Here is a 14,597-nt window from a genome sequence, read left to right on the forward strand (position 1 = left end):
TCGAAGGCCCGTCGGGCGAGCCCCGCCCGGGGGCCTATTCGCCGTGGCACTCCGCGTACGGCTTGCCCGAGGCGCACCAGCAGGAGTCCGCCGGCGACGGGGGCCACGGGGTGGCCTTGCCGCGGGCGGCGAGGGTGGTCGCGAACTCCACGAGCAGGCTCGGGGAGGCCGGGGAGGTCTTCTCCGAGGCCGCGAAGGCCTCGAACGCGGGCACGCTCGCGGTGACGATCCCGAGATTGGTGGTTCCCGAGGCGGCCAGGGCGCGCAGGGAGGTCTCGACGTCCCGCAGGTGGGCCTCGTGCGAGGGGTACTCGGCGGAGAGGGTCGGGTAGCTGGTGAGGAGCTCGGCCAGTTCCCGCTGCGGCCAGTGCAGGATGGCCACCGGGAAGGGGCGGGACAGGGCGGCCCGCCGGTCGCCCAGCTCGGCGCGCAGGCGGGCGATCTCGGCGCGGAGCTCCGCCGGGTCGTCGGAGCCCAGGGCCCAGATGCGCTTGGGGTCGTGGAGCTCGTCCAGCGGGATCGGCCCGATGTGGCGGGTGTCGGCGACCATGTCCCAGTCGTCGTGCGGAAGCCCGAGGAGACGGCGGACCCGGTGCCGGCCGGTGATGAGGGCGGTGGTGGCCCGGGTCAGGGGGGTGCTGTCCGGAATGAGGAGGTTCGCGGCTTCGGTGAAGCACTCCTCCGAGGCGGTCAACTCGTCGTGGGCCTCCAGGGCTTCGGCGATGACCTCCCAGGGGGCCGGATCGACCGGAGCGGCGGCACGGATGCCCTGGATGAGGGCGCGAGCCTCGGCCTCGTGACCGTACTCCCACAGGTTCGCGGCCTGGAGGGCCTTCACGAGGTGCGGGTTGGCCGGTTCGCCGGCGAGGAGTTGGTCGTAGAGCGTGCTCGCCCGGTCGCGTGCGTCGGCCAGTTCGAGGTGGGCCGCGGCCTGGAGGAGCAAGGGCTCCTGGTCCTCGGGGTAGCGGGTCGCCGTGCGGATGAGGCGCTCGGCTTCGGCGATGTGCTCGGCAGGCGTGTCGGGGCGCATGGTTCACACCGTACTGGCCATGGTCAGTTGACGGGGGAGGACTTAGGGTGCCGCCCGTGCGGGATCACATACCTGTGGTGGTGCAGGGGAGCGGCCGGCGGGCGCGCCGGGCCGGTCTCGCGGGGGCGCTGTGGGCGGCCGCCGAGCTGATCGTCACGGCCGGCGTGGTGGTGTTGTTGCTGGTGGTGCACCAGGTGTGGTGGACGAACCGGCAGGCCCTGGCCGCCGCGCGGGACGAGGTCCACGCCCTGGAGCGGTCCTGGGCCGAGAAGCCGGCCGGCGTCGCCCCCGCCCCCGACCCGCCCCCGGGCGAGGGGGCGACGCCGGCCCCCGAGGGCGTCCCGGAATCCGCGCCGCAGTCGCGGGACGAGCCCGGGTCGGGCGTGGAAGGGAGTCCGGGCACCGGTCCGGGCACCGGTTCCGGCGGGTCCGCCGCGGCCGGCCGCGGAGTCGAGCCGCCGGCGCGCGAGGGTTCGTACGCGATCCTGCGCATCCCGCGCCTGGGCGTCGTGGTGCCTGTGGCGCAGGGGATCGACAAGCGGGCCGTCCTGGACAAGGGGTACGCCGGGCACTACCCCGGTACGGCCGCGCCCGGCGCGCGGGGGAACTTCGCGCTGGCCGGGCACCGCAACACCCATGGGGAACCCTTCCGGTACATCAACCGGCTGCGCGCCGGGGACGAGCTGATCGTCGACGTGCGGGGCGAGCGGTACACGTACGTCGTGGGGAAGGCCCTCGCGCAGACCACCGAGCGGGACACCGGGGTGATCGCGCCCGTGCCCCGCAGCGTGGTCCGACCCGATCAGGGCTACACCGAGCCGGGCGCCTACATCACGTTGACGACCTGCACGCCCGAGTACACGTCCCGGTACCGGCTGGTGGTGTGGGGGACCCTGAGGCGCTGAGCGGACGAGCGGCGCGCCCCCCGGGGTCGGTGCCGGTTCTCGCTCCGGTGCCGGTGCCGGTGCCGGTACTCGCTCCGGTGCCTTCGGGGCCGCTCCGGTGCCGGTGGAGATCCGGTGGTCGGCGGCCGGGACCGTTGTCGGTGCGGGCGGTTATCATCGGGGCGAGCAGCAGGTCTCGTACGCGAGTTCGTGAGAGGAGGCGGTCCCATGACCGGACGACCCGTCGGTCGTTCCACCGGTCGCTTCGGCGCGCGCCTCTCCGCCCTCCTGTCTTCCGTGGTGTTCTCCCGGGGATCGCAGCTGGTGATGACCCTGCTGCTGCTCGGCGGGTTCCTCGGGCTCCTGCTCGGGGAGAACGGCCTGGCCGCCGCGGTGGTCGCACTCGCCGCCGCCGTCGCCGTGGGCGCCGCGGCCCTGGCCGCCAGCCTCGTGCGGCCCGTGCCGCCCCACCGCATACGCACCGCCATCCGCGATCGCGAGCACCGGACGGCGTTCCTGCCGCAGCGCGATCCCGACGCCTCCGGCCGGTCGCGGCCCAGGGCACCCGGCCGCCTCGTCCCGACGGCCGCGTAGGGGCGCGCAGATCGCCTTGTCCCACCACTGATCACTGCTGTGCCCCTCGCGGGTCGTCACGCCGAAATGCACCTCTTTCGACGTTCGACGAGACCCTTCGGAGGGCCCGCGTGTCCGTTTTCACTCACCTTGTTGCCCAGCTGGGCCGGCTTCTGGAGCCGGTACTGGCCGAGTCCGCGACCGCCGCCGCGATCGTGCTGTTCACCGTGCTCGTACGGCTCGCCCTGCACCCGCTCAGTCGGGCCGCCTTCCGGGGCGCGACCCCGATGGCCGGGTGCCTGCCGATGCTGCTGCAACTGCCGGTGTTCTTCGTGATGTACCAGGCCTTCTCCTCGGCGAAGGTGAGCGGGGCGGCCAACGAACTGCTGGGCCACCGGCTGTTCGCCGCGCCGCTCGGGGACCGGTGGACCGACGCCCTCGGCGAGGGCGGTGTGTTCGGGGCGCCGGGGCTGGTGTTCCTCGGGCTGTTCGCGGCGATCGCGGCGGTGGCCGCCTGGAGCGCGGTGCGCGGACGGCGCGCCGCCGCGGCCGCGCCGCCGGTCCCGGTCGCCCTGCCCGTCGGCGCGGCCAAGGGGGCCGCGGCGAAGCGGGTCGCCGCGAAGGGTGCCGCGACGAAGGGTGCCGCGGCGAAGTCCGGTGCCCGGGGGAGTGCGGCGGCCGCCGCGAACGCACTCCCGCAGGTCACGGCCGAGCAGCAGGCGATGATGCGCAAGCTGGGCGGCGTACTGCCCCTGCTGTCCTTCGGGACGCTGATCACCGCCGCCGTGGTGCCGCTGGCCGCCGGGCTGTACCTGCTGACCACCACCGCGTGGACCGTCGCCGAACGCGCCTGGCTCCAGCACCGCGAGGAGCGGCAGGGCGACGGAGCGCAGCCTTCCAGTCTGTGAACAGGGTCTTGCGGATCGGTCATCCATCTTGGAGGATCGACCAATCCTCCGATGGCCGCAACCCATCGGCCGGCCCGTGCACGCCCATGGGCCGACCACCCACGACCACGGGAGAATGCCCATGAAGCTGCTGCGTGTCGGACCGGTCGGGTCGGAGCGCCCCGCGCTGCTCGACCAGGACGGAACCCTGCGGGACCTGTCCGGCCTGATCACGGATGTGGACGGCGCCCTGCTCGCCGACGACTCCGTGCTGTCGCGGGTACGGGCAGCGGCGGCGTCCGGGGAACTGCCGGTGCTCGACGCCGAAGGGCTGCGCGTCGGGTCGCCGATCGGCCGCATCGGCAAGATCGTGGGCATCGGCCTGAACTACTTCGCCCACGCGACCGAGGTCGGCGCGGAACCCCCGGCCGAGCCGATCCTGTTCCTCAAGGCCGCGGACACCGTGGTCGGCCCGGACGACACGGTGCTGATCCCGCGCGGCAGCGTGAAGACCGACTGGGAGGCGGAACTCGGCGTCGTCATCGGCGCCACCGCCCGCTACCTGGACTCCGCCGAGGAGGGCCTGGCCCACGTCGCCGGGTACACGCTGGTGAACGACGTCTCCGAGCGCGAGTTCCAGATCGAGCGCGGCGGCACCTGGGACAAGGGCAAGAACTGCGAGACCTTCACCCCGCTCGGCCCCTGGCTGGTGACGGCCGACGAGGTCGCCGACCCGCAGCGGTTGGACGTGCGGCTGTGGGTCAACGGCGTCCTGCGGCAGGACGGCAACACGGCCGACCAGATCTTCCCGGTCGGCGAGGTCGTGCGGTACCTGAGCCGCTTCATGACGCTGTACCCGGGCGACGTCATCGTCACCGGCACGCCGGCCGGCGTGGCCATGGGGCAGCCGGAACCGAAGCCGTACCTGCGGGCGGGCGACGTCGTGGAGCTGGAGATCGAGGGCCTCGGCCGGCAGCGCCAGGAGTTCAAGGGCGCGTAGGCCGCTCTTCGGAAGGGCCCGGCCGACCGGTCGGGGGCACGGGGAGGGGCGGGTCGCCGGTCGGGCGGCCCGCCCCTTCGCCGACACCGGCCCGTCACTGTTCCAGGGACACCGTCACGCCCTCGTCCGACGACCGGCGGGCCGCCTCCAGGACGGCCAGGCAGTCGGCCGCCTCCCGGGCGGTGACGGGGGCGGGGCCGCCCGTGCGCAGGGCCGCCTCGACCGCCGCGTAGTAGGCCGGGTAGTCGCCGTGCTCGGTCGGCACCGGGATGCCGCTGCCGGTCAGCGGGGACTCGCCGGAGCCCAGCCGGCCCCACAGGTGCGGTTCCTCCTCGCCCCACAGCACGCCCTCGGCCGTGCTCGGCCGCAGGCCCTCGCGCAGCGCGGCCTCCTGCGGGTCGAGGCCGTACTTCACGTAGCCGGCGCGGGAGCCGAGGACCCGGAACCGGGGCCCATACTGCGCGGTGGTGGCGCTGACGTACAGGTGGGAGCGGACCCCGCCCGCGTGGGTGATCGCGATGAACGTGTCGTCGTCCGCCTCCGCGCCCGGGCGGCGCACGTCGGCCTCCGCGTAGACGCGCACGGCCGGACCGAACAGCACCAGCGCCTGGTCGACCACGTGGCTGCCGAGGTCGTACAGCAGGCCGCCGAGCTCCTCGGGCCTGCCGGACTCCCGCCAGCCGCCCTTGAGCTGCGGGCGCCACCGCTCGAACCGGGACTCGAAGCGCTGGACCTCGCCGAGTTCCCCGTCCGCGATGAGCCGGCGCACGGTGAGGAAGTCGTTGTCCCAGCGGCGGTTCTGGAAGACGGACAGGAAGGTGCCGGTCCTGTCGGAGAGGGCGGCGAGTTCGCGGGCCTCGGCCGCGGTCGCGGCGAGCGGCTTGTCCACGACCACCGGCACGCCGGCGGTGAGGGCGGCCGTGGCGAGCGGGACGTGCGTCTTGTTGGGGGCGGCGATCACGACCAGGTCGACGGGCGGGACGCCGTCGCCGTCGGACCAGAGCGCGTCGGGGGACTCCGCGATCCGGATGCCCGGGTGGGCCTCGCGGGCCTGGGCCTGACGGTCCGGGTCGGAGGTGACGACCGTGTCGAGGGCGAGTCCCTCGGTGGCGGACACCAGCGGAGCATGGAAAACGGAACCGGCGAGTCCGTAGCCGATGAGGCCGACGCGGAGCGGGGAGGTGGCGTTCATGGGCATACTTTGGCAACAGTGTTGCCTAAGTGCAAGGAGAGTCGGCAGGGTGAACCGGGGCAATCAGCCCAATGAGGGCAACGAGGGAAGCCGGGGCGGCGCCAACCTGCCGGCATTGCGCGGCCACAACGAGGCGCTGCTGCTGGACCTGTTGCGCGGGACCGGACCGGCCGGACTCGGACGCACCGAACTCGCCGCCCGCACCGGCCTCACCCCCCAGGCCGTCAGCAAGATCACGGTGCGGCTGGTCGCGGACGGCCTGGTCGCGGAGGCCGGGCGCGGCGCGTCGACCGGCGGCAAGCCGCGCACCCTGCTGCGGCTGGTCCCCGAGGCCCGGCACGCCATCGGGGTGCACCTGGACCGCGACGAGCTGCGCGCCGTACGGGTCGACCTCGCGGGCGGCGTCGTCGAGCGCTTCCGCGGCCCCGTCGACTTCGGGGCCGGGCCCGGGGCGGCGGTGGCGGAGACGGCGCGCGTGATCGGTCGCCTCTCCGGTGACGCGGGGGCGCCGCCGCTGCTCGGCGTGGGGGTCGCCGCCCCGGGTCCGCTCGACTGGCGCACCGGGGTGTTCGGCCCGGTGACGGGGTTCCCCGCATGGGAGGGGTTCGCGCTGCGGTCGGCCCTGGCGCAGCGGCTGGGGCCGGACCTGCCGGTGGTCGTGGACAAGGACACCAACGCCGGGGTGGCGGTGGCCGGCGCCGACCCGGGCGGCGCCGTGTACCTGCACGTCGGGACCGGTCTGGGCGCGGGACTGCGGCTGGCCGGCGAGGTGTACCGGGGGGCGCGCTCGGCGGCCGGCGAGTTCGGCCACCAGGTGCTGGAACTGGACGGGCCGCGCTGCCGGTGCGGGGGCCGCGGGTGCGTGGAGGCGCTCTGCCTGGGCGCGGTGGACCGGGGCGACCTCGTCGAGGCGGCGCGGATCCTGGGCGAGGGCGCCGCGAACGTGGTGGCGCTGCTGGACGTGGAGCGGGTCCTGCTGGGCGGGCGGGTGGTGGAGGCCGCGCCGGAGGTGTTCCTGGCGGGGGTGCGGGCCGCGCTGGCCGGGCGGAAGGCGCTCCCCGCGCCGGTCGTCGCGGTGGCGGCGGGCGGTGTCGCGGAGGGCGCGGCGGAGCTGGTGCTGGGGGTGTTCTTCGGGCGGGGCCTGGGTCGGTGGGCGCCGTCGGGGAGTGCCGTCGAGAGTGGCGGCGCGATGCTCGGCCGGGGTCGCCGGGGCGAGGGTTGACCTCGTGGGCTGATCGGGGGTAAACCGGGACGGACCGGGCGCGGCAGTCGGCTCGGGGTCTCGCGCGCGTGGAAAGGTGCGAGCAGGGCCGGGGTGATTGTCGCCTGGTCCGATCATCGTCCCCGTCCGGCGAGCTGCGAAGGTCTTCCATGCGAATGCGCAAAGCCCTTGCCCTCCGCGCCGTGTCTCCCGCCCTGCTCCCGTCCGTCATCCCGGCCGTACGCCCCGCCGTGCTCTCGACCTGCCTCGGGGTCGCCCTCCTCGTCGCCCTCGCACCCGGCGCCGCCGCCGACGTCGGCACCGGAGGCGGAGCGCGCCCCGCGCCCGCGCTGCCCTCCCGGGTGGAGGCCACCTGCGGGGACGGAAAGAGCACCGCCTTCCCCATCGGGGCCCGGATCCGCGGCGGTCCGGCCGTCTACCGGACCGGCGGCGGCGCGCAGTCCTGGTACCTGGACCTGACCAACACCACCGGCGACCGGTGCACCGCCATCCACCCCGTGATCGTCTTCACCGACAAGGCGCGGGCCCTGCGCCCCGCCGATCTCCGGATGGAGTTCGACGCCCCCGGCGGCCCCCACCCCGTCACCCTGGAACACACCGACCGCGACGAGATCATCGCCGTCTTCGACGGCGGGGACGCCTTCTCCGGGTTCTCCGTCGGCGCCGGGGGCTCCCTCACCGTCAAGGTGCAGCTGGCCTTCGCGCCCGACGCCCCGCTCGGCGAGGTGGTCGCCGACGCGGCCCTCGTCCAGCGCAAGGCCGACGACGGGGACTGGGTCGGCGAGGCCGGCGGGTACCGGTTCTTCGTCGAGGGGGACGAGGACTCCGCCGAGGGAGGCGCCCTCGCGCACACCGGCCCGGGGGAGTGGGCGTACGCCACCGGTTCCGCGGTCGCCCTCGCCACCGGCGGCGGCCTCCTGCTCGGGGCCCGCCGGCTGCGCGCGCGGGCCGCGCGCCGATCGCCGTACACCTGGCCCACGTAGAGTCCCAGGGTGGAAGAACGCACCCGGTACCAGCCGCACCGCCCCGGCCTGCCCGTGCGCTCGGGGATCCCCGAGCACGGTCGCATCCCCAAGTACTACGCGGTCAAGGCCCGCATCTCCGTGCTCGTCGAGGAGCTGGGGGAGGGCGGGACACTGCCCACCGAACGTGATCTCGCCGAGCGGTACGAGGTGTCGCGGGAGACGGTGCGCCAAGCCCTGCGCGAGCTGCTGCTGGAGGGGCGCCTGCGCCGCTCGGGACGCGGCACCGTCGTCGCCGGACCGAAGCTGGAACAGCCGCTCTCGCTCGCGAGCTACACCGAGGGCGTGCGCCGTCAGGGCCGCCGCCCCGGCCGCACCCTGATCGGCCTGGAGCAGTTCCCCTGCCCGGCCGAACTCGGCCGCGGCATCGGCGCCGAGGCCGGCGAGCCGATCTGGCACCTGGAGCGCGTGCTCCTCGCGGACGACGAGCGGGTGGGCCTGGAGAGCACGTACATCCGGGTCGCCCGGGCACCCCGGTTGGACAGCGATTTCAAGCCGGACTCCTCCTTCTACGGCTACCTCAACGACAGCCTCGGCATCGCGTTCGGCGACGCCGACGAAAAGCTGGAGACGGTGCTCGCGACACCGCGCGAAGCCCTGCTGATCGGCACTCCGCCCGCCCTTCCGATGCTGCTCATCCACCGGTTCTCGCGCGATCAGGGGGGCGCCCCCCTGGAGCGTGTGCGTTCGCTCTACCGTGGTGACCGGTTCAGCTTCACGACGAGGCTGCGGCCCGAATAGCGGAGCACCATCCACCAACAACCCTCCTCAAAGGGGCAAAATGTCATCACAGAATGGTAACGGGTCTAGTCCAAGTGTCGGGGGCTGTTCACCGTCGCGCCACCGGCCGGCCCTTCGCGGGACACGGTCCACGCCCACCGTGGACGGCGTGAGAGTCATAGTCGTCGGAGGCGGCGTGGTCGGCACCATGCACGCCTGGCAAGCAGTCGAACGCGGCCACGAGGTCGTCCAGATCGAGCGGGAGGCCGAGGCCCGGGGCGCGTCCCTGCGCAATTTCGGCCAGATCTGGGTCAGCGGACGGGCCGGCGGGGAGGAGCTCGACACCGCCCTGCGGGCCCGCGAGCTCTGGGAGCGCATCGGCGCGGAGGTGCCCGGCCTGGGCTTCCGCGCCATCGGCTCCCTCACCCCCGTACGGGGCGCCCGCGAGTACGCCGTGGCGGAGGCGGCCGCGGCCCGGCCCGACGCCGCCGCCCGCGGCTACGAGCTGGTCACCGCCGCCGCGGCCCGGAAGATCAACCCGGCGCTGCGCGGCGAGTTCGACGCCGCCCTGTGGTGCGAACGGGACGCGGCCGTCGAACCGCGCACCGCTCAGCCGCACCTGCGGGAGGCCCTGCGCGCCACGGGCCGGTACACCTTCCTCCCCGGGCGCGAGGTCCGCGAGGTCGTCGGCCCCGGCGCCGTCCGCGACGACCACGGCGACGTCCACCGCGGCGACGCGGTGATCCTCGCCACCGGAGCCTGGCTGAGCGGCCTGGTCCGCGAGCTGGAACCGGACCTCCCCGTGCGCCGGGTCCGGCTGCAGATGATGCAGACCGCCCCGCTCGGCGAGCCGCTGACCACGTCGGTCGCCGACGCGGACAGCTTCCGCTACTACCCCGCCTACCGCAGCGACGCCCTGGACGCCCTCAACGCCGAGCAGGCGCAGGCGCCCATCGCCGCCGAGCACCGGATGCAGCTCCTGATGGTGCAGCGCCGGGACGGCGGACTGACCATCGGCGACACCCACGAGTACGAGCACCCCTTCGCGTTCGACACCCTCGAAGACCCCTACGAGCACCTCACCGGGGTCGTCGAATCGCTCCTGGGCCGCCCGCTGCCGAAGATCAGGCACCGCTGGGCGGGCGTGTACGCGCAGTGCACCGACACCACCCGCGTCGTCCACCGCAAGCAGGTGAGCGACGGCGTCTGGCTGGTGACCGGACCGGGCGGGCGCGGCATGACCTGCTCGCCCGCCATAGCCGAGACCACCGCGAACGAACTGGGCTGGTAACCACCATGAACACCGAATCCACGAGCAAGCCGAGCGCCACGAGCAGGCCGAGCGCCACGGGCAACACGGCCACCCCCGACCGGACGATCACCCCCGGCGGGCTGATCGTCCTCGACATGGCCGGCACCACCGTCGCCGACGGCGGCCTCGTCGAGCAGGCCTTCGGGCGCGCCGCCGAGCACCTCGGCGTCGAGCCCGGCAGCGCCGACCACGCCGCGAAGCTCCAGTACGTCCGCGACACCATGGGCGAGTCGAAGATCTCCGTCTTCCGCCGGCTCTTCGGCGACGAGGACCTCGCCCGACAGGCCAACGCGACCTTCGAGGAGGCGTACGCGGAACTCGTCGACGGGGGCCTCGTCAGCCCGATCCCCGGCGCCCGCGAGACCATCGAGAAGCTGCGCGGCGACGGCCGCACCGTCGTCCTGACCACCGGCTTCGCCCGCGTCACCCAGGACGCCATCCTGGACGCCCTCGGCTGGCACGACCTCGCCGACCTCACCCTGTGCCCCGCCGACGCGGGCGGTCGCGGCCGGCCCTACCCGGACATGGTGCTGGCCGCGTTCCTGCGCACCGGCGCGGTGGCCGACGTACGCGAGACGGTCGTCGCCGGCGACACGGCGTACGACATGCTCGGCGGCCGCCGCGCCGGCGCCGGGATCGTGGCGGGCGTCCTCACCGGCGCCCACGACCGCCGGGCCCTCGACGAGCACGGCGCGACCCACGTCCTCGGCTCCATCGCCGAACTCCCCGCGCTGTTGGCCCCGGAGTCCGGCACGTGAGCGGGATCCGCTTCGAGTCCGTCTCGGTCGCCTACGACGGCAACACCGTGCTGGACTCCCTGGACCTGACGGTCGAGCAGGGCGAGGTCATGGCCCTGCTCGGTCCGTCGGGATCGGGCAAGACCACGGCGCTGCGGGCGGTCGCCGGCTTCGTACGGCCCTTCGCGGGCCGGGTGTCGATCGGGGACCGGGACGTCACCGCCCTCCCGCCCCACAAACGCGGCATCGGCATGGTCGTCCAGCAGTACGCGCTCTTCCCGCACCTGCGCGTCGAGGACAACGTCGCGTTCGGACTCAAGGCGCGCAAGACGCCCAGGGCCGAGATACCCGGCCGCGTCGCGGAGGCCCTGGAGATGACCGGGATGGCCGCCTACGCCAAGCGCCACCCCCGCGAACTCTCCGGCGGGCAGCAGCAGCGCGTGGCCATCGCCCGCGCGCTCGCCATCCGCCCCGGCGTGCTCCTCCTCGACGAGCCGCTGTCCGCGCTGGACGCCCAACTGCGCTCCGGGATGCTCGCCGAACTGGCCCGACTGCACCGCGAACTCCCCGACGTGTCGATCCTGTACGTCACGCACGACCAGATCGAGGCCCTGACCCTGGCCGACCGGATCGCCGTCATGGACAAGGCCCGGCTCCAGGACTGCGGCACCCCCAGGCAGTTGTACCGCTCGCCCCGCACCGAGTTCACGGCCTCCTTCGTCGGCAACGCCAACCTCCTCCCGGTGACCGTCGCCGACACCGGTGCGGTCTTCGAGGGGCACGCCCTGGAACTGGACCGGGGCCGGGCCGCGCCCGGCGCCGGCGCCACCCTGTGCGTACGCCCCCACCTGCTCCGCCTCGGCACCGGGCCCAACGCCCTGAACGGCACCATCACCGAGGTCCAGTGGCGCGGCTCGACGCACCGGCTGTACGTGGACATCGCGGGCCACCGGGTCAAGGCGGACCTGCCCGAACTGCGCGAGACCCCGGCGCTGGGCGACCGGGTGACCCTGCACTTCGAGCCCCGGGACGCGGTGCTGCTGTCGGCGGGGGTGTCGGATGGCTGAGGTCGCGGACCCGCGTTCGGCCGCGCCCGCCGTCGCCGGCCGCGCCCCCGTCCCCCGCCGGCCGCACCGCGCACCCGCCCCGGGCCCGCACCCCGCCCCCGGATCCGCGCCCGCCGCACGCGGCGTCCCGCGCTGGGTGTGGAGCCTGCCCCCGGTGGTCGTCCTCGCGCTGGTCTTCCTCTACCCGCTCGCCCTGGTCGTCCGGCAGTCCCTCACCCCCGAGAACGGCGGCGGCGCCTTCGACGCGTACTCCGCCGTCTTCGCCTCCACCGCCTTCCGCGAGGCCCTCGGCACCACGGTCTGGCTGGCCGTCGGCGCCACCGTCGGATGTCTCGTCCTCGGCTTCGCGCTGGCCCTCGTCATCGCCTTCGTGCCCTTCCCCGGGGCCAAGGCCGTCTCCCGGTTCATCGACGTCTTCCTCTCCTTCCCCTCCTTCCTCGTCACCCTCGCCCTCCTCTTCATCTACGGCACGGTCGGCATGGCCAACGGGATCTGGACCGACGTCCTCGGCGTCGCGGACGGACCCTTCCACTTCCTGGCCACGCCCTGGGGGGTCCTCCTCGCGGAGATCACCTACTTCACCCCGTTCGTCATGCGCCCCCTGCTCGCCGCCTTCTCCCAACTGGACACCGCCCAGCTGGAAGTGGCCTCCTCGCTCGGCGCCGGGCCCGCCCGGATCGTCCGGCGCGTGATCCTCCCCGAGGCGCTGCCGGCCCTCGCCGCCGGCGGCAGCCTGGTCCTCGTCATGTGCCTCAACGAGTTCGGGATCGTCCTGTTCACCGGAGCCAAGGACGTCACCACGCTCCCGATGCTCGTCTACGGCAAGGCGATCCTGGAATCCGACTACGCCGCCGCCTGCGTCGTCGCCGTCGTCAACATCGCGATCTCCGTCGGCCTGTTCGGCCTCTACCGGGTGGTGGGCAAGCGTGCTGGTGCATAGCAGGACCGGCCGCTGGGCCGCCTGGGGCCTCTTCGGGGTCCTCTTCCTCCCCCTCTTCGCGCTGCCCCTGCTCGTCGTGGTGGCCGCCTCCTTCGCCACCCACTGGTCCGGCGCCTTCCCCTCCGGCCCGACCACCGCGAACTACGCCTCCGCCGTCCGGGGCGAATCCCTCCAGGCCCTCACCACGTCCCTGGTCACCGCCCTCGTCGCGAGCCTGCTCGCCCTCACCGTCGGCAGTTGGGCGGCGCTGGCCGGCGCCGGGTTGAAGAAGCGCGGGAAGCGCGTCCTGGACGCCCTGTTCATGCTGCCGGTCGCCGTACCGTCGGTGGTGGTGGGCCTCGCCGTCCTCGTCGCCTTCAGCCGGCCGCCCCTCCTCCTCAACGGGACGAGCACCATCGTCGTCCTGGCACACACCGTCCTCATCACGGCGTTCGCCCACCAGTCGGTCTCCGCCGCGATCGTGCGCCTCGACCCCGCCTACGAACAGGCGGCGGCCTCCCTGGGGGCACGCCCCGCCCGGGTGCTGTGGCGGATCAGGATCCCCCTGCTGCTGCCCTCCCTGACCGCCGCCGCGGGACTCTGCTTCGCCCTGTCCATGGGCGAGTTGAGCGCCACGATGATGCTCTACCCGCCGGACTGGATGCCCCTGCCGGTCCGCGTCTTCACCGCCACCGACCGGGGTTCGCTCTTCGGCGGATCGGCCGTCGCGGTGGTCCTCATGGCCACCACCCTGCTGGTGCTCCTGGCCGTCTCCCGCATCCGCACCAAGGCGTCCTACCGCTGACCCACCCGGTCACGCCCGCGCCACACCCCCCGCACCGCCACACCCCCGCACCGCCCCACCCCTGCCGACTCCCTTTCCCGTAAGGAAGCCCCATGCCCGGCAAGCGCAACAGTCGTCGCATCCCCCTCCGGACCCCCGCCGCCGTCACCGGCAGCCTCGCCCTCGTCGCCGGCCTCACCGCCTGCGGCGCGGGCTCCGCCGACTCCAAGGTCGACGAGAAGGTCGTCACCGTCTACAGCGCCGACGGCCTCAAGGGCGAGAAGGGCGACGGCTGGTACGACAAGGTCTTCGCCGCGTTCACCAAGGAGACCGGCATCGAGGTCAAGTACGTCGAGGGCGGCTCGGGCGAGATGGTGCAGCGCGCCGTCCGCGAGAAGACCAACACCCAGGCCGACGTCCTGGTCACCCTGCCGCCCTTCATCCAACAGGCCGACGGCAAGGGCCTCCTCCAGGCCTACGCGCCCCGCGGGTCCGAGAAGGTCAACGGCGGCGACAAGGCCACCGACGGCAAGTGGACCTCGATCGTCAACAACTACCTCGGATTCGTCTACAACAAGAAGGAGTTGCCCCAGGCGCCCAAGACCTGGGAAGAGCTGCTGGACGCCAAGTACAAGGGTCGGCTCCAGTACTCCACCCCGGGTGTCGCGGGCGACGGCACCGCCGTGCTCGTCAAGGCGATGCACGACTTCGGCGGCAAGGAACCGGCGATGGAGTACCTGAAGAAGCTCCAGTCCAACAACGTCGGCCCCTCCTCCTCCACCAGCAAGCTCGCCCCGAAGACCGACAAGGGGGAGCTGCTCGTCGCCAACGGCGACGTGCAGATGAACTTCGCGCAGGCCAAGTCCATGCCGAACCTCGGGATCTGGTTCCCCGCCAAGGAGGGCGGCAAGCCCACCACCTTCTCCCTGCCGTACGCGGCCGGCCTGGTCGACAAGGCCCCGCACACCGAGAACGGCCGCAAGCTCCTCGACTTCCTGCTCGGCGAGGAGGCCCAGAAGCTGGTCAGCGAGGTCGGCGGCGGCTTCCCGGCGCGCACCGACGTCAAGCCGACCGACGCCAACGCCGTCCAACTCACCCGACTGATGACGGGAGTCGAGATCTTCGAACCCGACTGGGCGGACATCGACAAGAACCTCACGGCCCACGTGGACGCGTGGAAGTCGGCAACCGGAAGCTGACCGGTTACTCCCTGGCCACCTGAGGCCTGGAGAGTGACGTTGAGATAAC

The 14,597-nt window shown here is 73.6% G+C and carries 15 protein-coding genes; 13 read left to right on the forward strand and 2 right to left on the reverse strand.

Annotation, left to right across the window (positions count from 1 at the left end; all coding sequences use genetic code 11):
- Positions 1-34: 34 nt before the first annotated feature.
- Positions 35-1,030 carry an SEC-C metal-binding domain-containing protein gene (locus OG906_RS21540; RefSeq protein ID WP_267801635.1) on the reverse strand — a complete coding sequence of 332 codons (996 nt, stop codon included), beginning with the start codon at positions 1,028-1,030 and terminating at the stop codon, positions 35-37.
- 56 nt (positions 1,031-1,086) lie between these two features.
- Here OG906_RS21540 and OG906_RS21545 point away from each other — a divergent pair, with 56 nt between their 5' ends.
- The 4 genes from OG906_RS21545 to OG906_RS21560 all read left to right on the forward strand — a co-directional run bounded on the left by OG906_RS21545 (position 1,087) and on the right by OG906_RS21560 (position 4,374).
- Positions 1,087-1,935, forward strand: coding sequence for a class E sortase (locus OG906_RS21545; protein WP_329445001.1), 849 nt, complete (start codon positions 1,087-1,089; stop codon positions 1,933-1,935).
- A 306-nt stretch (positions 1,936-2,241) separates the two neighbouring features.
- Positions 2,242-2,508 carry a DUF6412 domain-containing protein gene (locus OG906_RS21550; RefSeq protein ID WP_053684295.1) on the forward strand — a complete coding sequence of 89 codons (267 nt, stop codon included), beginning with the start codon at positions 2,242-2,244 and terminating at the stop codon, positions 2,506-2,508.
- Between the two features lie 110 nt (positions 2,509-2,618).
- On the forward strand, positions 2,619-3,395 hold the full coding sequence (locus OG906_RS21555) for a YidC/Oxa1 family membrane protein insertase (protein ID WP_329445003.1): 777 nt from the start codon (positions 2,619-2,621) through the stop codon (positions 3,393-3,395).
- Positions 3,396-3,516: 121 nt separating this feature from the next.
- Positions 3,517-4,374, forward strand: coding sequence for a fumarylacetoacetate hydrolase family protein (locus OG906_RS21560; RefSeq protein WP_329445005.1), 858 nt, complete (start codon positions 3,517-3,519; stop codon positions 4,372-4,374).
- 94 nt (positions 4,375-4,468) lie between these two features.
- Here the strand turns inward: OG906_RS21560 and OG906_RS21565 are convergent, their stop codons facing one another.
- On the reverse strand, positions 4,469-5,566 hold the full coding sequence (locus tag OG906_RS21565; RefSeq protein ID WP_329445007.1) for a Gfo/Idh/MocA family protein: 1,098 nt from the start codon (positions 5,564-5,566) through the stop codon (positions 4,469-4,471).
- A 49-nt stretch (positions 5,567-5,615) separates the two neighbouring features.
- On the opposite strand from OG906_RS21565, the gene OG906_RS21570 reads away from it, so the two are divergent.
- The 9 genes from OG906_RS21570 (at position 5,616) to OG906_RS21610 (ending at position 14,548) form a co-directional block, all read left to right on the forward strand.
- Positions 5,616-6,788 (forward strand): ROK family transcriptional regulator, encoded by a 1,173-nt coding sequence (locus OG906_RS21570; RefSeq protein WP_329445008.1) that lies wholly within the window; start codon positions 5,616-5,618, stop codon positions 6,786-6,788.
- 155 nt (positions 6,789-6,943) lie between these two features.
- Positions 6,944-7,771 carry a hypothetical protein gene (locus OG906_RS21575; protein ID WP_329445010.1) on the forward strand — a complete coding sequence of 276 codons (828 nt, stop codon included), beginning with the start codon at positions 6,944-6,946 and terminating at the stop codon, positions 7,769-7,771.
- A gap of 9 nt (positions 7,772-7,780) precedes the next feature.
- Positions 7,781-8,551 carry a GntR family transcriptional regulator gene (locus tag OG906_RS21580; RefSeq protein WP_267801627.1) on the forward strand — a complete coding sequence of 257 codons (771 nt, stop codon included), beginning with the start codon at positions 7,781-7,783 and terminating at the stop codon, positions 8,549-8,551.
- Between the two features lie 148 nt (positions 8,552-8,699).
- A complete protein-coding gene (locus OG906_RS21585) occupies positions 8,700-9,821 on the forward strand; it encodes a TIGR03364 family FAD-dependent oxidoreductase (RefSeq protein WP_329445013.1) in 1,122 nt (373 codons plus the stop codon).
- A gap of 5 nt (positions 9,822-9,826) precedes the next feature.
- A complete protein-coding gene (locus OG906_RS21590; RefSeq protein ID WP_329445014.1) occupies positions 9,827-10,600 on the forward strand; it encodes a phosphonatase-like hydrolase in 774 nt (257 codons plus the stop codon).
- Complete coding sequence (locus OG906_RS21595) at positions 10,597-11,646, forward strand: ABC transporter ATP-binding protein (protein ID WP_329445015.1); 1,050 nt, start codon at positions 10,597-10,599, stop codon at positions 11,644-11,646. The genes OG906_RS21590 and OG906_RS21595 overlap by 4 nt, the downstream gene beginning before the upstream one ends.
- The gene (locus tag OG906_RS21600; RefSeq protein WP_329445017.1) at positions 11,639-12,586 is read left to right on the forward strand and encodes a 2-aminoethylphosphonate ABC transporter permease subunit; all 948 of its coding nucleotides are present in this window, start codon (positions 11,639-11,641) and stop codon (positions 12,584-12,586) included. The genes OG906_RS21595 and OG906_RS21600 overlap by 8 nt, the downstream gene beginning before the upstream one ends.
- Positions 12,573-13,370 (forward strand): ABC transporter permease, encoded by a 798-nt coding sequence (locus OG906_RS21605; protein ID WP_329445019.1) that lies wholly within the window; start codon positions 12,573-12,575, stop codon positions 13,368-13,370. Before OG906_RS21600 ends, OG906_RS21605 begins: the two co-directional genes overlap by 14 nt.
- Positions 13,371-13,462: 92 nt before the next feature.
- Positions 13,463-14,548 carry a 2-aminoethylphosphonate ABC transporter substrate-binding protein gene (locus OG906_RS21610; protein WP_329445021.1) on the forward strand — a complete coding sequence of 362 codons (1,086 nt, stop codon included), beginning with the start codon at positions 13,463-13,465 and terminating at the stop codon, positions 14,546-14,548.
- The last annotated feature ends 49 nt before the right edge of the window (positions 14,549-14,597 follow it).

It is taken from the genome of Streptomyces sp. NBC_01426 (genome assembly GCF_036231985.1).
Lineage (GTDB): Bacteria > Actinomycetota > Actinomycetes > Streptomycetales > Streptomycetaceae > Streptomyces.

Excerpts from the sequence above, each read along its gene's own strand:
- OG906_RS21560 (WP_329445005.1), top strand. The coding sequence starts at position 3,517 with ATGAAGCTGCTGCGTGTCGGACCGGTCGGGTCGGAGCGCCCCGCGCTG.
- OG906_RS21575 (WP_329445010.1), top strand. The coding sequence starts at position 6,944 with ATGCGCAAAGCCCTTGCCCTCCGCGCCGTGTCTCCCGCCCTGCTCCCG.
- OG906_RS21540 (WP_267801635.1), bottom strand. The coding sequence starts at position 1,030 with ATGCGCCCCGACACGCCTGCCGAGCACATCGCCGAAGCCGAGCGCCTC.
- OG906_RS21610 (WP_329445021.1), top strand. The coding sequence starts at position 13,463 with ATGCCCGGCAAGCGCAACAGTCGTCGCATCCCCCTCCGGACCCCCGCC.
- OG906_RS21550 (WP_053684295.1), top strand. The coding sequence starts at position 2,242 with ATGACCCTGCTGCTGCTCGGCGGGTTCCTCGGGCTCCTGCTCGGGGAG.
- OG906_RS21590 (WP_329445014.1), top strand. The coding sequence starts at position 9,827 with ATGAACACCGAATCCACGAGCAAGCCGAGCGCCACGAGCAGGCCGAGC.
- OG906_RS21600 (WP_329445017.1), top strand. The coding sequence starts at position 11,639 with ATGGCTGAGGTCGCGGACCCGCGTTCGGCCGCGCCCGCCGTCGCCGGC.
- OG906_RS21565 (WP_329445007.1), bottom strand. The coding sequence starts at position 5,566 with ATGAACGCCACCTCCCCGCTCCGCGTCGGCCTCATCGGCTACGGACTC.